Annotated in this window: 16 protein-coding genes; 10 read left to right on the top strand and 6 right to left on the bottom strand. The window is 63.2% G+C overall.

What is annotated here, in order from left to right:
- Positions 1 to 143: 143 nt before the first annotated feature.
- Positions 144 to 950, top strand: a complete 807-nt coding sequence (xth, locus tag SM764_RS11470; RefSeq protein ID WP_274836796.1) for an exodeoxyribonuclease III — start codon at positions 144 to 146, stop codon at positions 948 to 950.
- Positions 951 to 981: 31 nt separating this feature from the next.
- On the opposite strand, the gene SM764_RS11475 is transcribed toward xth, so the two are convergent.
- Together SM764_RS11475 and dksA are read right to left on the bottom strand one after the other, a co-directional pair.
- Positions 982 to 2,160, bottom strand: coding sequence for an FAD-dependent monooxygenase (locus SM764_RS11475; RefSeq protein WP_369001838.1), 1,179 nt, complete (start codon positions 2,158 to 2,160; stop codon positions 982 to 984).
- Positions 2,161 to 2,259: 99 nt separating this feature from the next.
- On the bottom strand, positions 2,260 to 2,682 hold the full coding sequence (gene dksA / locus SM764_RS11480; RefSeq protein WP_065273809.1) for an RNA polymerase-binding protein DksA: 423 nt from the start codon (positions 2,680 to 2,682) through the stop codon (positions 2,260 to 2,262).
- 198 nt (positions 2,683 to 2,880) lie between these two features.
- On the opposite strand from dksA, the gene SM764_RS11485 reads away from it, so the two are divergent.
- The 7 genes from SM764_RS11485 to SM764_RS11515 all read left to right on the top strand — a co-directional run bounded on the left by SM764_RS11485 (position 2,881) and on the right by SM764_RS11515 (position 10,115).
- Positions 2,881 to 3,723, top strand: coding sequence for an AAA family ATPase (locus SM764_RS11485; protein WP_065273228.1), 843 nt, complete (start codon positions 2,881 to 2,883; stop codon positions 3,721 to 3,723).
- Positions 3,724 to 3,903: 180 nt separating this feature from the next.
- Positions 3,904 to 5,289, top strand: coding sequence for a DUF2927 domain-containing protein (locus tag SM764_RS11490; RefSeq protein WP_369001839.1), 1,386 nt, complete (start codon positions 3,904 to 3,906; stop codon positions 5,287 to 5,289).
- A gap of 47 nt (positions 5,290 to 5,336) precedes the next feature.
- Entirely contained in the window at positions 5,337 to 5,504 is a 168-nt protein-coding gene (locus SM764_RS11495; protein ID WP_165832664.1) for a hypothetical protein, read from the top strand.
- 19 nt (positions 5,505 to 5,523) lie between these two features.
- Entirely contained in the window at positions 5,524 to 6,708 is a 1,185-nt protein-coding gene (locus SM764_RS11500; protein WP_065273226.1) for a vWA domain-containing protein, read from the top strand.
- Between the two features lie 148 nt (positions 6,709 to 6,856).
- Positions 6,857 to 8,299, top strand: a complete 1,443-nt coding sequence (locus SM764_RS11505) for an HD-GYP domain-containing protein (RefSeq protein WP_369001840.1) — start codon at positions 6,857 to 6,859, stop codon at positions 8,297 to 8,299.
- Between the two features lie 31 nt (positions 8,300 to 8,330).
- Positions 8,331 to 9,017 carry a M48 family metallopeptidase gene (locus tag SM764_RS11510; RefSeq protein WP_065273224.1) on the top strand — a complete coding sequence of 229 codons (687 nt, stop codon included), beginning with the start codon at positions 8,331 to 8,333 and terminating at the stop codon, positions 9,015 to 9,017.
- A gap of 105 nt (positions 9,018 to 9,122) precedes the next feature.
- Positions 9,123 to 10,115 carry an LLM class flavin-dependent oxidoreductase gene (locus SM764_RS11515; protein WP_368997366.1) on the top strand — a complete coding sequence of 331 codons (993 nt, stop codon included), beginning with the start codon at positions 9,123 to 9,125 and terminating at the stop codon, positions 10,113 to 10,115.
- Between the two features lie 2 nt (positions 10,116 to 10,117).
- On the opposite strand, the gene SM764_RS11520 is transcribed toward SM764_RS11515, so the two are convergent.
- From SM764_RS11520 to glnE, 4 genes are all read right to left on the bottom strand, one after another.
- Positions 10,118 to 10,660 (bottom strand): RSP_2648 family PIN domain-containing protein, encoded by a 543-nt coding sequence (locus SM764_RS11520; RefSeq protein ID WP_274836791.1) that lies wholly within the window; start codon positions 10,658 to 10,660, stop codon positions 10,118 to 10,120.
- A gap of 6 nt (positions 10,661 to 10,666) precedes the next feature.
- Entirely contained in the window at positions 10,667 to 11,881 is a 1,215-nt protein-coding gene (locus tag SM764_RS11525; protein WP_369001841.1) for an RSP_2647 family RNA methyltransferase, read from the bottom strand.
- Positions 11,882 to 11,960: 79 nt separating this feature from the next.
- On the bottom strand, positions 11,961 to 12,230 hold the full coding sequence (locus SM764_RS11530; protein ID WP_065273808.1) for a hypothetical protein: 270 nt from the start codon (positions 12,228 to 12,230) through the stop codon (positions 11,961 to 11,963).
- Positions 12,223 to 15,021, bottom strand: a complete 2,799-nt coding sequence (glnE, locus tag SM764_RS11535; protein ID WP_369001842.1) for a bifunctional [glutamate--ammonia ligase]-adenylyl-L-tyrosine phosphorylase/[glutamate--ammonia-ligase] adenylyltransferase — start codon at positions 15,019 to 15,021, stop codon at positions 12,223 to 12,225. The genes SM764_RS11530 and glnE overlap by 8 nt, the downstream gene beginning before the upstream one ends.
- Positions 15,022 to 15,811: 790 nt before the next feature.
- On the opposite strand from glnE, the gene SM764_RS11540 reads away from it, so the two are divergent.
- Positions 15,812 to 16,081 carry a DUF6455 family protein gene (locus tag SM764_RS11540; protein ID WP_274828536.1) on the top strand — a complete coding sequence of 90 codons (270 nt, stop codon included), beginning with the start codon at positions 15,812 to 15,814 and terminating at the stop codon, positions 16,079 to 16,081.
- A 350-nt stretch (positions 16,082 to 16,431) separates the two neighbouring features.
- Positions 16,432 to 17,001: a thermonuclease family protein gene (locus tag SM764_RS11545; RefSeq protein ID WP_065273219.1), complete on the top strand. Its 570-nt coding sequence runs from the start codon at positions 16,432 to 16,434 to the stop codon at positions 16,999 to 17,001.
- Positions 17,002 to 17,013 lie beyond the last annotated feature (12 nt).

Here is a 17,013-nt window from a genome sequence, read left to right on the forward strand (position 1 = left end):
TCACCCGTCAGCGCCAGCCCGCATAAGTGATTCGCCCCTCCGTGGCCAGCCCTTGCTCTGGCCCCCTGTTTGGGCGATAGATCGGCAACCCCAAATGCCCCGCCCGCACCCCTGCGGTCGCCGGGCGCGCCTGGAGATCCGACATGAAAATCGCCACGTTCAACATCAACGGCATCAAAGCCCGCGCCAATGCCCTGCCCGACTGGCTCGATGAAGCACAGCCGGATGTTGTTCTGCTGCAGGAAATCAAATCGGTCGACGAGGCCTTCCCGCGCGAGATTTTCGAAGAACGTGGTTACAACGTCGAAACCCATGGTCAGAAAAGCTTCAACGGCGTAGCGATCCTTTCAAAACTGCCGCTCGAAGATGTCAGCCGCGGATTGCCCGGCGATGACAGTGACGAGCAGGCGCGCTGGATCGAGGCCACCGTGGTCGGCAAACAGGCAATCCGCATCTGTGGGCTTTACCTGCCCAACGGCAACCCGGTGGAGCTGACCGACGATGGCAGCCCGGTGCCCGGCGGCAAATACGCCTATAAACTCGCGTGGATGGAGCGGCTGCAAGCGCGCGCCAAGGCCCTCTTGGCCGATGAGATGCCCGCACTGATGGCCGGGGATTACAACATCATCCCCCAGCCCGAGGATGCCAAACGCCCCGAGGCCTGGGCCGAGGATGCCCTGCACCGCCCTGAAAGCCGCGCCGCCTTCCAGCGGATCGTCAACCTCGGCTTTACCGAAGCCTTCCGCGCCCGCCATCAGGGGCCGGGCCATTATTCCTTCTGGGATTACCAGGCCGGGGCCTGGAACCGCAACGACGGGATCCGCATCGACCATTTCCTGCTGACCCCGCAGGCGGCGGATCTGCTGACGGATTGCCAGATCGACAAGGACGTGCGCGGGCGGGAAAAGCCGTCGGATCACGTGCCCGTCTGGGTCGAACTCGATATCTGAGGCCGCGGCGCGGCGCCTCCGCCCAGCCGGATCAGTCCGGCTGCGGCGCTGTCACATCGTGGCGGTAGATCCAGTCGAACTGCCCCACCATCATCTGCGGCGCCAGCCGTCCAGCCAGTTTCAGCACCCGGTGCGCAGGCCAGTTAAGCGGCGGGCGCAGGTGGTATTTCCAAGCATTGCCGGTGGCGGCGGCCACCACTTTTTCCGCGCGGGCGCGGCGACGGTTCTGATAAAGCGCCAATCCGGTCTGCATGTCAGGGGCCTCTTCCAGCGCGGCGCAGAGCGTCCAGGCATCCTCAAGCGCCAGATTGGCCCCCTGCGCCATAAAGGGCAGCGTCGGATGGGCGGCATCGCCCAACAGCGCCATGGAGTCGCCATACCAATGCTCTGCCACCGGGTGCCGGAACAGCCCCCAGAGCGCCACATCCTCGACCGCGTCCAGGAGATCCTTTGCATCGCCGCCAAATCCGGCAAAGGCGCGGCGCAGATTGTCGGGGTCGTCCTTGAGGTTCCAGCCTTCCTCGGCCCAGCCACGCCGCTCCTGCGCGGCAACAAGGTTGACGATGGAGCCGTCGCGCAGCGGATAGGCCACCAGATGGCGGCCCGGCCCCATGAAGACCTGAGCCTCAGCCGTCAGGCCGATATGGTTCGGCACGATGGCGCGCCAGGCGACCTGCCCGGTGAAGAACGGCTGCCGCGGGGCGTTGAGTGCCGCGCGCACCCGCGAATGTAGCCCGTCTGCGCCGATCACCAGATCACCGCCACAGCCCGCCCCATTGGCCAGATGCACCATCGGCTCCGGGCCCGGCTCGACCCGTTCGACCTTTTGCAACAAGCGCACCTTCACGCCCTCTTGCCGAGCGGCATCCGCCAAAAGGCCGATCAGATCCGACCGATGCACAAAATAGTATCGCAGATCCGCCGCGTATTGCTCCAGATCGAGGCGCAGAACCTCAGCCCCTTTGGCATGGCTGCGCAGCACCACAGCGCGGGCCCGCGGGGCAGTCCAGGCCAGATCCTCGGCCAGGTCCAGCGCCTGCAGCACCGCCAGACCGTTCGGGGTGATCTGCAACCCGGCGCCCACTTCGGAAATCGCCTCGGCCTGCTCCAGAACCGTGACCCGCGCACCCTTGCGGCGCAGGGCGACCGCCGCCGCAAGACCGCCAATACCAGCGCCCACAATGGTGATTTTCTTATCCGTCAGTTCCATGGGTCGCCTACGCAGATTCTCCGGTCCGGTTTCCCTTAAACGAAAAACGCCGGAGCCACAGGCCCCGACGTCAATGTTTCTGCCTTCGCCGAGAGACGATCAGTCGTCGCGGTGAACTTTTTCGCGGCGCTCGTGGCGTTCCTGCGCTTCCAGGCTCATGGTGGCGATGGGGCGGGCGTCCAGGCGTTTCAGCGAGATCGGTTCGCCGGTTACTTCGCAATAACCGTATTCGCCTTCATCAATGCGCCGGATGGCCGCGTCGATCTTTGCGACCAGTTTGCGCTGGCGGTCGCGGGTGCGCAGTTCAAGAGCACGGTCCGTCTCTTCGCTTGCGCGGTCTGCAACGTCGGGAATGTTTCGGGTGTTGTCCTGCAATCCTTCGATAGTGTCGCGGCTCTCTGCAAGCAGCTCGTGCTTCCAGTTCAGCAGCTTACGACGAAAATATTCAGATTGCCTTTCGTTCATGAAAGGCTCGTCTTCGGCCGGACGATAGTCTTCCGGCAGAAACATTTCTTGCTTCATCTCGGCTCCTTCGGTCTGGCCCATAATGCTGGTCTCTTCAAATCGTTCCAAACATTGCGGCTCCCCATGCCGCAGCGTTTATCCCCTGCCGCGCAGATTGTCACTACACAATAGTAAACCAGCCGGGTTAAAAGCGACCAAACCGCATCATTGCAGCCCGGAAACGGGCACAGAGTAACCAGAGGACGCAGGACAGACATGCAATTTCAGGGCACCAAGGATTACGTTGCAACAGATGACCTGAAAGTGGCGGTCAACGCCGCCGTCACGCTGGAGCGGCCGCTGCTGGTCAAGGGCGAGCCGGGAACCGGCAAGACCGAGCTGGCCAAACAGGTGGCGGACGCTCTGGGTCTGCGGATGATCGAGTGGAACGTGAAATCCACCACCCGCGCGCAACAAGGTCTTTATGAATACGATGCCGTCAGCCGCCTTCGCGACAGCCAGCTGGGCGATGAACGCGTGCATGACGTCAAGAACTACATCAAGAAGGGCAAGCTTTGGGAGGCCTTCGAGGCCGACGAGAAGGTCGTGCTGCTGATCGACGAGATCGACAAGGCCGACATCGAATTCCCCAACGACCTCTTGCAGGAACTCGATAAGATGGAGTTCCACGTCTACGAGACCGGCGAGACGATCCGCGCCAAGCAGCGCCCGATCATGATCATCACCTCGAACAATGAAAAAGAACTGCCGGACGCCTTCCTGCGCCGTTGTTTCTTCCATTACATCCGCTTCCCCGATGCCGAGACGATGAAAAAGATCGTCGAAGTGCACCACCCTGGTATCAAGGAAAGCCTGCTGACCACGGCGCTGACACAGTTCTACGAAATCCGCGACACCGCGGGTCTGAAGAAGAAGCCTTCGACCTCCGAAGTCATCGACTGGCTGAAGCTCCTGCTGGCCGAGGATCTGACCCCCGAGGATCTCGCGCGCGACGGTGCCGATGCGCTGCCGAAGCTGCATGGGGCGCTTTTGAAGAATGAACAGGACGTGCATCTGTTCGAACGGCTGGCCTTCATGGCACGCGGGCGCCGAGGCTGACGCTTACCAGGGCACCACTCTTGACCTCACCGCTGCCGCCCATTTCGGCAGTAGCGGCGGTCGTTCCTGCGTTTTGATGCTACGTTTACTTATTTTCGCGATAGCTTATCCTTGCCGGGGCGTAGCCGCCTGATGGCACCGCAGCATCCCGCCAGCCCGTTTTTCCGGAGACCGCCGTTTTTGTTCAGAAGAACGCATCGTGACACTGCCCGGGCGCCCCGGGTCCTGCTTGCCCTCGCCTGCGCTGCGCTTGTGGGCTGCACCGGCACCTTTGACGGCAGCCAGCCGGGCCGCGCCGCCATCGCCGACAGCACATTGCCCCCGGCCAAGGCATTCGCCGCCGCGCACCCTCAGCCACCACAACGGGCAAACCGCGATATCGCTCGGGATTTCCTGGATCTGCATTTCAATCTCGAAGGCGGCGGCACCCTGCCCGTCTTTACCCGGTTTGACGGCCCCATCACGCTGCGGGTAACAGGCGCCCCGCCCCCCGGTTTCGAGCACGAGCTGACCCGCCTTCTGGCACGATTGCGCAATGAGGCCGGGATCGACATCACCCGGGCGAATGGTGACAGCGCCCGGATCACAATCGAAACCGTCTCGCGCAAGGCGATCCGCAAGGCTCTGCCCAAGGCGGCCTGTTTCGTGGTGCCTAACGTCACATCGCTGAGGGATTTCCGCCGCAAGCGGCGCAGCCCGGACACCGACTGGACCCGGATGCGCCAGCGGGACAATCTGGCGCTGTTCCTGCCCAGCGACGTCAGCCCGCAAGAGCTGCGCGACTGCCTGCACGAAGAGCTGGCGCAGGCGCTTGGCCCGCTGAACGATCTGTACCGGCTGTCGGATTCCGTCTTTAACGATGACAATGTGCACACCGTTCTGACCGGCTTTGACATGCTGATCCTGCGCGCCACCTATGCGCCGGAGCTGCGCACCGGCATGTCCCGTTCCGAGGTCGCCGCCCGCCTGCCCGGCATCCTGGCCCGATTGAACCCTCGCGGCCAGGGCATCCCGCCCCGCCCGCTGCCCGCAACGCCGCGCCGCTGGATCGCGGCCATCGAAACCGCGCTTGGCCCCGACACTCGCCTGTCAGAGCGCAGGCTGGCGGCCCGCACCGCCGTGGAAATCGGCCGCGACAGTGGCTGGCGGGACCATAGGCAGGCGCAGGGGCTTTATGTTCTGGGCCGCCTGATACAGGCCGATGCCCCGGACAGCGCCCAGACCCTGTTTGCTTCCGCAATGGAAATCCTGCGCGGTCAGCCCGGCATGGAGCTGCACCAGGCCCGCATCCGCCCACGCATGGCGGCCTACGCCATCGCCCGAGGCCAGCCCGATGCGGCCCTGACGCTGCTGGAACCGGTTCCCGAGATCGCAGCCCGCTATGAAAACGCCGCGCTGCTGTCCACGGCCTTGATGATGCAGGCCGAAGCGCTAGACCTTGCGGGGCAATTCGACGCCGCCTCCGCGGTCAGGCTGGACAGCCTTGGATGGGCACGCTACGGGTTCGGCCCGGATTGGGCCGTCCGGGCCAAGCTGCGGGAGGTCGCAAATCTGCGCCCGCACTAAGACCGGCCGGGGATCCATGGAACATATGACACAGGCGGACTGACAAGATGATCGTAATCGCTGCATTGCTGCTGGGGGCGCTGACAGGTGCGCTGACGGCCCGGAAACGTAACGGCAATCTCGCCGACATGCTGCAATATGGCGCTGTCTATGCCATTGCCTTTGGTATTGTCGGGATGCTCGCCACCCTGATCATTCACCGGATGGCGGTGTAACTGCCCAGAAAGGTCCCAGATGTTTCAACCCTTTTTCGAAAACCTGCGCCAGGCCTCGGTCCCCGTTTCGCTGCGGGAGTACCTGACCTTTCTGGAAGGCATGAAAAAGGGGCTGGTGACCTACGATCTTGACGCCTTTTACTACCTGGCGCGCGCCGCCATGGTGAAGGACGAGCGCAATATCGACAAGTTCGACCGCGCCTTTGCCGCCACATTCGAAGGGCTGGAGGCACTGCCTGCCTCAGCCGTGCTGGACGCCGTGGACATCCCCGAAGACTGGCTGCGCAAGATGGCGGAAAAGCATCTTTCGCCAGAAGAACAGGCTGAGATCGAGGCGCTTGGCGGTTTTGACAAGCTGATGGAAACCCTGAAAGAGCGTCTGAAGGAACAGGAAGGGCGCCATCAGGGCGGCAACAAATGGGTCGGCACCGCCGGCACCTCGCCCTTTGGCGCCTATGGCTATAATCCCGAAGGGGTGCGCATCGGCCAGAAGGAAAGCCGCCATCGCCGCGCGGTGAAGGTCTGGGACAAGCGCGAGTTCAAGAACCTCGATGGCGATGTGGAGCTTGGCACCCGCAACATCAAGGTCGCCCTGAAGCGCCTGCGCCGCTGGGTCCGCGAAGGCGCGCAAGAAGAGCTTGATCTCGACAATACCATCCGCGCCACCGCCGAACATGGCTATCTGGACGTGAAAACCCGGCCCGAGCGGCACAACGCCGTGAAGGTGCTGCTGTTCCTTGACGTGGGCGGTTCGATGGATCCGCATATCAAGGTCGTGGAAGAGCTGTTCTCGGCCGCGCGGTCTGAGTTCAAGCACTTGGAATACTTCTACTTTCACAACTGTCTTTACGAAGGCGTCTGGCGCGACAACCGCCGCCGCTGGGATGCACAAACGCCGACGCACGAGGTGCTGCGCACCTATGGGCCGGACTACAAATGCATCTTCGTCGGAGATGCCTCGATGTCGCCCTATGAAATCGCCTATCCGGGCGGCGCCAATGAGCATTGGAACCAGGAGGCTGGACAGGTGTGGTTGCAACGCGCGCGCGAACACTGGAAATCCAATCTCTGGATCAACCCGGTGCCAGAGAAATACTGGGACCATACCCATTCCATCGGCATGATCCGCGAGATTTTCGAGGACAGCATGGTGCCGATGACTCTGCACGGGCTGGAAAAAGGCATGCGCGAGCTGACCCGGTAAGCTCCGGCTCGCAGGCTGCACTTCACACCAACTTAAATAAATTCCTGCGTATTTTGATTTCGGACGCGGGAAACCGTTAATCAATCGTCAAACACGCGCGATTAGCGTCGATGCCCAGTTCTGCATCCCTATCGAGTACAGCCATTTAATGACCACTGGCACAAACTTTGACGGCACCGCCGGGCCGGAGCTTCGTCTTGGAGAAGTCCTTGGCGCACTCAGCCACGCGCTGGATATGACCGAAGGCCAGCCCAAGGGCCATTGCATCCGCTGCGCCTGGATCGGCATGCAGGTGGCCGAGGCGCTGGACCTGCCGCCGCAAATGCGCACCGATCTGTATTTCACACTGCTGATGAAAGACACCGGTTGCAGTTCTAACGCGGCCCGGATCAACGAACTCTACATGATGGATGATCTGGCCTTCAAACGGACCTTCAAACGCGTCAAAGGCTGCCGCGAAGGCATGCCCTTTGTGCTGCGCAGCACAGCCCGGGGGGCGCCGCCGCTGACGCGGCTGAAGACTTTGCGCCATGTAATCGGACACCGGGACGAAATCGGGCAGGAGCTGGTTCGCAATCGCTGCGGCCGCGGGGCGGAAATCGCCCGCCGCATGCGGTTTTCCGAAGAGGTGGCCGAGGCGATCGCCTCACTTGATGAACATTGGGACGGCGGTGGGCGGCCTTTGGGCCTGCAGGGCGATCAGATCCCGCTCCTGTCGCGCATCGCCCTGATGGCGCAGGTGACGGATGTTTTTACCCTGGATTTCGGCGCCGAAGCTGCCGCGCGGGAGATGGAAAACCGCGCGGGCGTCTGGTTCGACCCCGATCTGGTCCGCGTCTTCACCAGCCTGATCCGTGACCCCGGTTTCGCCCATGACCTGCTGTCACCGGAACTGGAGCAACAGGTGTTCTCCTGCGCCCATGCCCTGCACACGGCAGAGGTGAACGAGGACTACCTTGATGAGATCAGTCATGCCTTTTCGCTGGTGATCGACGCTAAAAGTCCCTTTACCCACGGCCATTCCCAACGTGTCGCCCGCTATACCCGCATGATTTGTGAACAGCTGGGCCTCGCGCCCTGCCACACCCGATGGATGGCCCGCGCCGCGCTGCTGCATGATATTGGCAAGCTGGGCATTTCGAACACCATTCTGGACAAGCCGGGCAAGCTGACGATGGATGAGATGGATGTCGTCCGTCAGCATCCAGTCTGGGGTTATGACGTGCTGAGCCGGGTTGGCGCCTTCCGGCGGATGGCCGAAGTGATCGTGGCCCACCACGAACGCCCCGATGGCAAGGGCTATCCCTATGGGCTTCAGGGCGCGGCGCTGACGCGGGACATGCGGATCATGGCCGTGGCCGACGTCTTTGACGCGCTAACCGCCGACCGCCCCTATCGCGATGCGATGCCGCTGGAGGAAGCCTACAAGATCATGGACAAGATGTCCGGCACCGGCATCGATCCGGATTGCTATGCCGCGCTACAGGATGCGATCACGGCCAGCGGCTGGCCTGCGACGTCCCTGCAGGGCGACTGCGAATGGGATAGCCTCGCGCAGGTTTCCACGAAAAGCGGCCAACAATCCGCTTGAGCGCGGGGCTTGCCCGCCCCATATCTACCTCATGCTGCGTCTCACTCCCATTCTGCTGGCCGTGCTCTATGGCCTCGTCTCCTACCGGATTTCGGTCTGGCGGACCCACCGCGAACTTGATGCCCGTTCAACCCGTCTGGCAGACCCGAAACTGAAGCGGCTGACCGACCAGATGGCGGCAGCGCTGGAGGTGGCGGATATCCCCGTCTTCATCTACGAGGTCGACCCGGTGAACGGTCTTGCAGCCCCCGATGGACGTATCTTCATCACCCGCGGGTTCTACGCCAAGTATCAGGCGGGCGATGTCAGCGATGCAGAGCTCGCCTCGGTCATCGCGCATGAACTGGGGCATGTGGCGCTGGGGCATTCAAAGAAACGCATCATCGACTTTTCCGGCCAGAACGCCCTCAGGACCGCGCTGATGATGATCCTCGGGCGCTATATCCCTTTTGTCGGCCCCTGGATTGCCGGACTTCTGGCAAATCTTCTGGCTGCGCGGCTGTCGCGTGGGGATGAATACGAGGCGGATGAATATGCGGCCGCCCTGCTGATGAAGGCAGGCATCGGGGTCGAACCGCAAAAAAGTCTATTCCGCAAGCTTGAGGAACTGACCCAGTCGCGCGCGGGCATGGCGCCAGCCTGGCTGATGAGCCACCCCAAGACCGAACAGCGCATCGCCGCCATCGAACGGCTGGAGGCGGACTGGGCCAAGGCCTGACGGAAGGTCATACCGCCTTTGTACCTCCCTGCTCTGCCACACGCCTTGCGCCCCGCAGGAAGAGGCGCCACATCTTGGAAAACACTCGATCAAAAGGCCGCGCTCATGCTCTATTCCCTGCTCGATCTTGCCCCGGTTCCGGAAGGCTCTGCCATCCCGCAGGCGCTAAAGAACAGCACCGAACTGGCGCAAAAGGCCGAAAGCCTAGGCTATCACCGTTACTGGCTGGCCGAGCATCACAACATGCCCGGCATCGCCAGCGCCGCGACTGCCGTTCTGATCGGCCATATCGCCAGCCAGACCAGCACCATGCGTATCGGCGCGGGCGGCATCATGCTGCCGAACCATGCGCCCTATATGGTGGCGGAGGCCTTCGGTACTCTGGCCTCCCTCTATGGTGACCGGATTGATCTGGGGCTGGGCCGGGCGCCAGGCACCGACATGCAGACCGCCCGTGCCCTGCGCCGCGGCATGGGGGCTGCTGCCAGTGGCGACAGTTTTCCGCAGGATGTAATTGACCTCATCGGTTTCATGGCGCCGGAGGACCCGCAGGCGCCGGTGCGCGCCTTCCCGGGCCAGGGTACAAATGTGCCGGTCTGGATCCTCGGCTCCAGCCTTTATGGCGCGCAGCTCGCCGCGCATCTGGGCCTGCCCTATGCCTTTGCCTCCCATTTCGCGCCGCAGGCGCTGGAGGAGGCGCTGGAGGTCTACCGGCGCTCTTTCCAGCCTTCGGCCTTCCTGGACAAGCCGCACGCGATGATGGCGATAAACGTCTTTGCCGCCGACAGTGACGCCGAAGGCATCCGGCTGCGCACCACCATGCAGCAGGCCTTTGCCCGGCTGCGGCTGGGCCGTCCGGGCAAGCTGCCCGCCCCGGTGGATGACATCAATGCGCACCTGGAGCCGCATGTGCTGGCAGGTGTGAACGAGGCACTGCGCATCACCGCCGTGGGCAGCCCAGAGAGTGTGCGCAGCCAGCTATCGGAGATCATTGGACGGTATCAGCCCGATGAGGTGATCCTGACCGGCCAGATCCACGACCATCAGGCCCGGATGCACTCGTTCGAGATCGCCGCAGAAATCCTGAAAGAGATCTAGGTTCAGCCCGCCAGCGCCTTGGCAAGCCGTGGCAGGCGTGCCTTTTTCAGCAAGGGGCGCATCTGCCAGCCGCCGCCGGACAGGCGGTTGGCCTCATCCAGAACGGCCGTGCCGACCGTTTGCATCCCGGCCTGTTCCTTGAGCCACAGATCATAAAGCAGCTCATCCGGGCCGATGCGTTTCAACCCTTCCTCGGACAGGGTGTGGCGCGGAAAATCCTTGGCGTTCATGGTGACGATGCCATCGGCATGCCCCGCAATGGCGGCGGCCAGCACGTGCACATCCGCCGCATCCGGCAGCCACAGCCGCGCCTCCACTCCCGGTGCGGGCGCCACAAGTGCACCGGGCCAGTTCGCCTGTAACAGCGCAACTTCGGACGCGGCCTGCGCCGCCCCTTCGGGGCCGAGTTTCAGCGCCGCGCGGCGCCATTCCTCCAGGATACGCTCGGACCAGAGCGGCGCATAAAGCCCCAGCCGCGCCGCGCCCAGCAGCATCTCCCGCATCACCGTGGGATAAAGAACGCAAGTATCAAGGAGCAGTTTCACGCGCGATCAGTCCAGTCGGAAGAACACGGCCTTGAGGTATCCGCTTTCGGCCAGCTGTGGCATCTGCGGATGGTCCGGCCCGGCGTATCCGGTGTGAATGAGCTGTCCCCGCCGCCCGGCCTTACCGATCCCGCGGGCCGAGGCATTGCGGAAACGTGTCAGATCCGCCGCGTGCGAACAGGAACAAAGCCCCAGATACCCGCCTGGCGCCACCAGCGGCGCGGCCAGTTTGGCCACCCGTTCATAGGCGCGCAGGCCCGCCTCCAACGCGTTCTTGGAGGGTGCAAATGCGGGCGGATCGCAGATCACCACGTCAAACTGCGCGCCTTCGCTGCCCAGCGCCGCCAGCACGTCAAAGGCATCGCCCTGCCGCGCGACAAAACGATCCTGCCAGCCCGACGCAGCCGCGCCCTGCCCCGCCAGATCAAGTGCCGCGGCAGACCCATCAACGCAGGTTGCCTCGGCTGCGCCAGCCGCCAGCATGGCAAGGCCAAAACCGCCGACATGGGAAAACACATCCAGCACCTTTGCCCCCGGTGCCACCAGCCGCGCAGCAAAGGCGTGGTTTTCGCGCTGATCGAAAAACAGGCCGGTTTTCTGCCCGCCAGTCAGATCCGCCATATAGGTGGCACCATTCATCTGAACCGGCACCGGAGCGTCCGGCGTCTCGCCCTGCAGGGTGGCATTAACATCGTCCAGCCCCTCCAGCCCCCGGGTGCGCCCTGAGGCATTCTTCAGGATCACCTCTGCGCCGGTGACGGTTGCCAGTGCGGAGGTCAGCGCCTCCAGATGCGTTTCGGCCCAGGCCGCATTGGGCTGCACAACGCAAGCATCTCCGAACCGATCGATGACGATGCCAGGCAGCCCGTCCGCCTCGGCATGGACCAGTCGATAGAAGGGCGCATCATATAGCTGCGCGCGCATTTCCTGCGCCCGCGACAGGCGCGCCTCGAACCAGGCCTGATCAATCTGCGCCTCGGGATTGCGGTCCAGCATCCGGCCGATGATCTTGCTGTCGGGATTGACCGAGACCAGCCCCAGCGGCCGCATCGCCTCATCCTCAAGCACTGCCAATGTGCCCGGCGCCAGTTTCCGGGTGCGCCGGTCGGTGACCAGTTCATTGGCATAAACCCAGGGAAACCCATGCCGGATCGCACGGGCATTGGCCTTGGGCTTCAGTTTTACGCGGGGGCGCTGCGGCGCGGAGGCTGTGTCTGTCATGCCCCCTCATAGCCGCAAGGCAGATAGAGGGGAAGAGGCCGCAGCGCGCCAGTCGGTAATAGCGCGCGGTGCCGAACGCCTAGCGATCCCGACTGCGCCAGCCGCCGCGCCGACGCGGCTTCACGACCTCGGCCAGCCCCTCACGCAGAACGATGACCATCGGGTGGTCCGGCTGTCCGTCCTCATATTTGGCAAGCAGGCGCTGCATCGCATCGCGGTTATCAATCCCTCCGGGCAGGCTCAGCGCCCAGTCCAGAAAGATACTGCGGCACTGCGACATGTCGATCCCGTCGATCCGGAAGGATTCCCGGATCAGCCCCTTGGGGTCCATCTGGTCCTGCTCACTCATCTGCGCCATTTGCACCTTCCCGATCAAGCGCCCCGTCGATCATCGCACGACAGGCCGCATAGCTGTCTTCCAAGTCCCGCTCCAAACCCTGCAGCGTTTCAAATCCGGTGCTGCGGCACAGGAACTGCGCGCCGCCCTCACCGATTGCTGCGGTATCCAGCGCCTTGGCCGACAACAGCCGCGCTGCGGTCTGCACCGACCAGAATAGGCGATAGGCCTGCGCCAGTCTGGTACCATCTGCGGCATCCAGCCAGCCACATGCGACGGCGCCGTCCAGACCAGTCGCCACATCCCGCGCCCCCGAACCAGAGAGCAGCGCGCCAGCCTGCGCGACGAGTTCGATATCCATCATCCTGCCCGGCCCCGTCTTGGCATCCCAGACCCCCACCGGGGCCTTGGCCGCCGCGATACGGGCGCGCATGTTGGCCACCTCGGTAAGGATCTGCAGCCACTCACGCGGGCCGCTCAGCACCGCGCTACGCAGGTCTTCGATATCGGCGATCAGATCCGCAGGCCCGGCGATGCTGCGCGCCCGTGTCAGCGCCAGATGTTCCCAAACCCAGGCCTCGTTCTGCTGGTAGTTGGTAAAACTGGCGAGACTGGTCGCCACCGGCCCCTGATTGCCCGAGGGGCGCAGACGCATGTCGACCTCATAAAGACGCCCCTGCGCCATCGGTGCGGTCAGCGCGGTGATCAGTGCCTGCGTCAGCCGGGCAAAATAGGGGCGCGTCGCCAGCGGTCGCTTGCCTTCGGATCCTTCATCCGATTGCGGATCGTAGATCACGATCACATCAAGGTCGGACTGCGCATTGATGCGCCCGGCCCCGAGCGAGCCCATCGCCACCACCGCTGCGCCGCGCCCGGGCGCGGCCCCGTGTTTTTCGGCAAACTGCGCCTCGACGCAGGGCACCAATGCGGCAATCACCGCCTCGGCCAGTTCGGCGTATTGCACGCCCGCAGCCTCGGCATCGATCAGGCCACGCAGGTGGTGCACCCCGATACGGAAATGCCATTCCTTGCACCAGCGCCGGGTGGTGTCCAGCTGGGTTTCATAATCCCCTTCGGCCGCCAGCAGCGCCTCCAGATCCTGCCGCAGCGTCGCACCGCCCGGCCAGGGATCGAAAAAGGAGCCGCCGATCACTGCGTCGAACACGCCTGCATTGCGCGACAGGAAGGCCGCCAGCTCGCCAGAGGTGCCGACGATATCCACTAGCAAATCCAGCAGCTGCGGATTGGCCTCGAACAGGGAAAACAGCTGCACCCCGGCGGGCAGACCAGCGAGGAAGCCATCCAGTGCCAAAAGCGCCTCAGTCGGTTTTGCGGTACGCGCCAGCCGCGCCAGAAGATCCGGTTTCAGCCGGTCAAAGATCTGCGCCCCCCGGGCCGAGCGCAGCGCCGGATAGGTGGGCCAGCGGGCAATCACCGATTCATCCAGCCCTTCGGGCAGCGCAGGCGCCGCCGCCGGTTTTGCGTCCGGCGCAAAGAAGCCTTCAGTCAGGGTATGGACCTCGGTCAGCCGGTCACGGATTTCCGACTGAAGCTCAGCCGGATCCCGCCCCATCAGGCAGGCGACGCGGGCGATGCCATCCTCGGATTGAGGCATACGGTGGGTCTGCGCGTCATGTACCATCTGAATGCGATGCTCGACCTCGCGGTGGAACCGGTAGTGATCGGTCAGGGTTGCAGCGACATCGGCGGGGATCCAGTCCCGCGCCGCCAGCGCCGCCAGTCCTTCGACCGTGCCACGCAGGCGCAGGCTTTCATCGCGTCCGCCCGCGATCAGTTGCCGGGTCTGGGTGAAGAACTCGATCTCGCGGATACCGCCACGTCCCAGTTTCATGTCATGGCCCGGCACGGTGATCACACCGCCAGTGCCCTTGTTTTCACGGATCCTGAGCCGCATGTCGTGGGCGTCCTGGATGGCCGCGAAATCCAGATGGCGGCGCCAGATAAAGGGCCGCAATGCCGCAAGGAACCGCTCGCCTGCGGCAATGTCCCCGGCGCAGGCGCGCGCCTTGATATAGGCGGCACGTTCCCAGGTGCGCCCGAGGCTCTCATAATACCGCTCCGCCGCCTCCATCGCCATCGCCACTGGCGTCACCGAAGGGTCCGGGCGCAGGCGCAGATCGGTGCGGAAGACATAACCATCGCCGGTCTTGTCACTCAGCAACGCGCACATATTGCGGGTGGCCCGCACCATGCCCTGACGCGCCTCGTAGAAATCATCCGGGTCGAACCGGGTTTCATCAAACAGGCAGATCATGTCGATGTCAGAGCTGTAGTTCAACTCATGCGCGCCCATCTTGCCCATGGCGAGGATGGTCAGCCCGCCTGCCGTTTCCACATCTGCTTCTGTCATTCCCGGCAGCTTCTTGCGCCGGATCAGCGCCGCAATTTCCGACTTGATCGCCACATCGGCGCAAAGCGCACCGAAATCGGTCAGCGCGCCAGTCACCCGTTCCAGCGGCCAGACACCGCCCAGATCGCAAAGCGCCGTCAGCAGGGCCACACGGCGCTTGGCCTGACGCAGCCCCGGTTTCAGCTGATCGGGCGCTATGGCGCGGCAGTCGGCAAACACGGCCTCCAGCGCCGCCTCAGGATCTGCCAGGGCTTCGGGCAGCCAGGCTGCCTCCCGCGTGATCAGACCTTTCAGATAGGGGCTGGAGCCGCCGGTCCCGGCCAGAAGCTCAGCCACTTCGACCGAAGCCGACGGCACCAGAGCACGGGTTTCTGCACCCAGTTCGGAATCAAAGGGGCGCGGCAGGCGGGTGATGTCAAAGGCAGCATTCATATCGGGACTCTGTGCTGCCGTGAAACCGGCGTCAATGCGCCTTTTGGCGGCGCCTGCCCACCCTCTCCCCGGCCCGCTGAACCAGGTCATAAGGGCGCGGTAATCTGGCGCCAACGACCAAGCGGAGCAGCAAACCACGCAGAGGTCTGGAATACCCCCATAACCACCCAGGGTTGTATCACGTTATAGTGAGGTGTGGCTGTGCTCCTCTCCCTTGCCCGAATGTGCCAGTAATCAGTATCCCGTTGTCAGGAACCAGAGCCAAATGCCCACCTTTGGGGCCTTCCCAAAGGGTTTGGCTTTCGGATGTAGCGAGTATCGTACCGAGTGGCCGTCGTTCAAACCGGACCATCGATGAGCATGGCCGCGCCGGTGGAATGGGCGGGCAGCGCGCAAGAAAAGCCTATCTCTTTTGCAACGCCCATTAACCAGGCTGGTCGCCCCATCGCGGCGTAAAAGTCCAAGAAACACCCCCAGCTCCGAACTCGGACAGACCGGGCCGAGAACGCGAGAGTACCACCCTCTGGTTCTCTCTCAGGCCGTGTCGCGTGACCGCCATAAGGACAGCTCTAATAAAATCGTAACTAGTCTTTGCGGAAACTTACCGTTTGGCGCTTTGGTGCCCCATTCGTGCCGCGTTCTTCACCTTAACTGTCGCTGTCGGTCAGATTGGAAACGCAACTGATGACGTGGTCGGCTCCTCCGCCGGTCTCGACATGAATGGTCGCCTTGAACACGCGACGAACCAACAGCAGCCGCGCCTTTGGCGTGGGTCGGAGACACTTTTTTGATGAGTACAGCAGAAAAACTGACAAGGCCCGGTTACCTCAGCAAATCCATCGGCCTGATGTCCACCGCCGCCAGAGCTGCCGGTGTCGATCTTGGCGCCGCCATGAAGAAAGGTGACATCACCGCAGTGGATTATGCCACCATGGTGCATCGCTGCAATTCCTCCAACTGCGCCCGGCAATGCGAACACTGGCGCAACGCAGAACCCGATGCGACCGCTGCGCCTTCCTTCTGCGCCAACCTGGAAATCCTTGAGCGGCTGAAACCCTAATCCCGACACCTATGCCCGCAGCCTTGTGGCAGCCGAACTGCGGCGCGACCCACAAGGGCCCTAATCCCGCCTCTCTGCAGACCTGCAGACTGAACACCTGAGACTGCCCGGGGCGGCTTCCCCGGATTGTCTCCCCGCTCGGCCAGGGTGAGATGCGGGGCATAGCGGTATGATTTCTGGGGGAGAATACGGCGCCCCAACGGCGTGCCATGCGGGCCCCTGATGAACCGCTCTGGCACTGTCTGCACCGCCATTAACCAAATATTGGCCTGTTTGAGGGCATGATCCTGCTCATTCGAGTTTTTAACCATCAGCACCACCTGACAAATATCATCAGAGAAGCCACGCCGATGAAAATCAAACACCTTGCCGCCCGTATCGCCCTTACTTTTGCCGCCAGCGCTGCCATGTCTGCCGATCTGCAGCCCGGCGACCCCATTTCCGCAAAGATCTTCCTACAGCTGCACAGCATCGAAAAACTGGCCGGTGAGGTCGTGCCGCTGGTTTCGGCGCCGGGCCGGGACTTTCGGGTTATCGATGGCGATTCGCTGGCGATGGGCGATCTGAACATCCGCCTCGTCGATATTGATGCGCCGCTCGCGGTGCAGCGCTGCAACACGCCGGACGGGTCCTATTGGGATTGCGCCGCCCAGGCGCGCCAACGGGTGCGCTCCATTGTGAACGAAGCTGAGCGGGTGGAATGCTTTAGCACCGATCAGGATCACTATGGCCGACACTTGGCCACCTGCGATGCCGATGGGGTCGACGTCGGGGCTCTGCTGGTCGAAGAAGGACTGGCCTGGGCGCATGAAAATGACGGCCGCTATGTCCCGCAGGCCTCGATCGCGCAGGCCAATGCGCGCGGCATCTGGCAGGCCGAAACCGCTCCGCCCTGGAACTGGGACGCCGAACAGGACTGACCGTTCTCACCA

Source organism: Pseudophaeobacter sp. 1A16562, from assembly GCF_041008785.1.
GTDB lineage: Bacteria > Pseudomonadota > Alphaproteobacteria > Rhodobacterales > Rhodobacteraceae > Phycobacter > Phycobacter gallaeciensis_A.

Excerpts from the sequence above, each read along its gene's own strand:
- SM764_RS11475 (WP_369001838.1), bottom strand. The coding sequence starts at position 2,160 with ATGGAACTGACGGATAAGAAAATCACCATTGTGGGCGCTGGTATTGGC.
- glnE (WP_369001842.1), bottom strand. The coding sequence starts at position 15,021 with ATGAATGCTGCCTTTGACATCACCCGCCTGCCGCGCCCCTTTGATTCC.
- dksA (WP_065273809.1), bottom strand. The coding sequence starts at position 2,682 with ATGAAGCAAGAAATGTTTCTGCCGGAAGACTATCGTCCGGCCGAAGAC.
- SM764_RS11540 (WP_274828536.1), top strand. The coding sequence starts at position 15,812 with ATGAGTACAGCAGAAAAACTGACAAGGCCCGGTTACCTCAGCAAATCC.
- SM764_RS11505 (WP_369001840.1), top strand. The coding sequence starts at position 6,857 with ATGACCACTGGCACAAACTTTGACGGCACCGCCGGGCCGGAGCTTCGT.
- SM764_RS11525 (WP_369001841.1), bottom strand. The coding sequence starts at position 11,881 with ATGACAGACACAGCCTCCGCGCCGCAGCGCCCCCGCGTAAAACTGAAG.
- SM764_RS11495 (WP_165832664.1), top strand. The coding sequence starts at position 5,337 with ATGATCGTAATCGCTGCATTGCTGCTGGGGGCGCTGACAGGTGCGCTG.
- SM764_RS11515 (WP_368997366.1), top strand. The coding sequence starts at position 9,123 with ATGCTCTATTCCCTGCTCGATCTTGCCCCGGTTCCGGAAGGCTCTGCC.
- SM764_RS11510 (WP_065273224.1), top strand. The coding sequence starts at position 8,331 with ATGCTGCGTCTCACTCCCATTCTGCTGGCCGTGCTCTATGGCCTCGTC.
- SM764_RS11500 (WP_065273226.1), top strand. The coding sequence starts at position 5,524 with ATGTTTCAACCCTTTTTCGAAAACCTGCGCCAGGCCTCGGTCCCCGTT.
- SM764_RS11485 (WP_065273228.1), top strand. The coding sequence starts at position 2,881 with ATGCAATTTCAGGGCACCAAGGATTACGTTGCAACAGATGACCTGAAA.
- SM764_RS11545 (WP_065273219.1), top strand. The coding sequence starts at position 16,432 with ATGAAAATCAAACACCTTGCCGCCCGTATCGCCCTTACTTTTGCCGCC.
- SM764_RS11530 (WP_065273808.1), bottom strand. The coding sequence starts at position 12,230 with ATGAGTGAGCAGGACCAGATGGACCCCAAGGGGCTGATCCGGGAATCC.
- xth (WP_274836796.1), top strand. The coding sequence starts at position 144 with ATGAAAATCGCCACGTTCAACATCAACGGCATCAAAGCCCGCGCCAAT.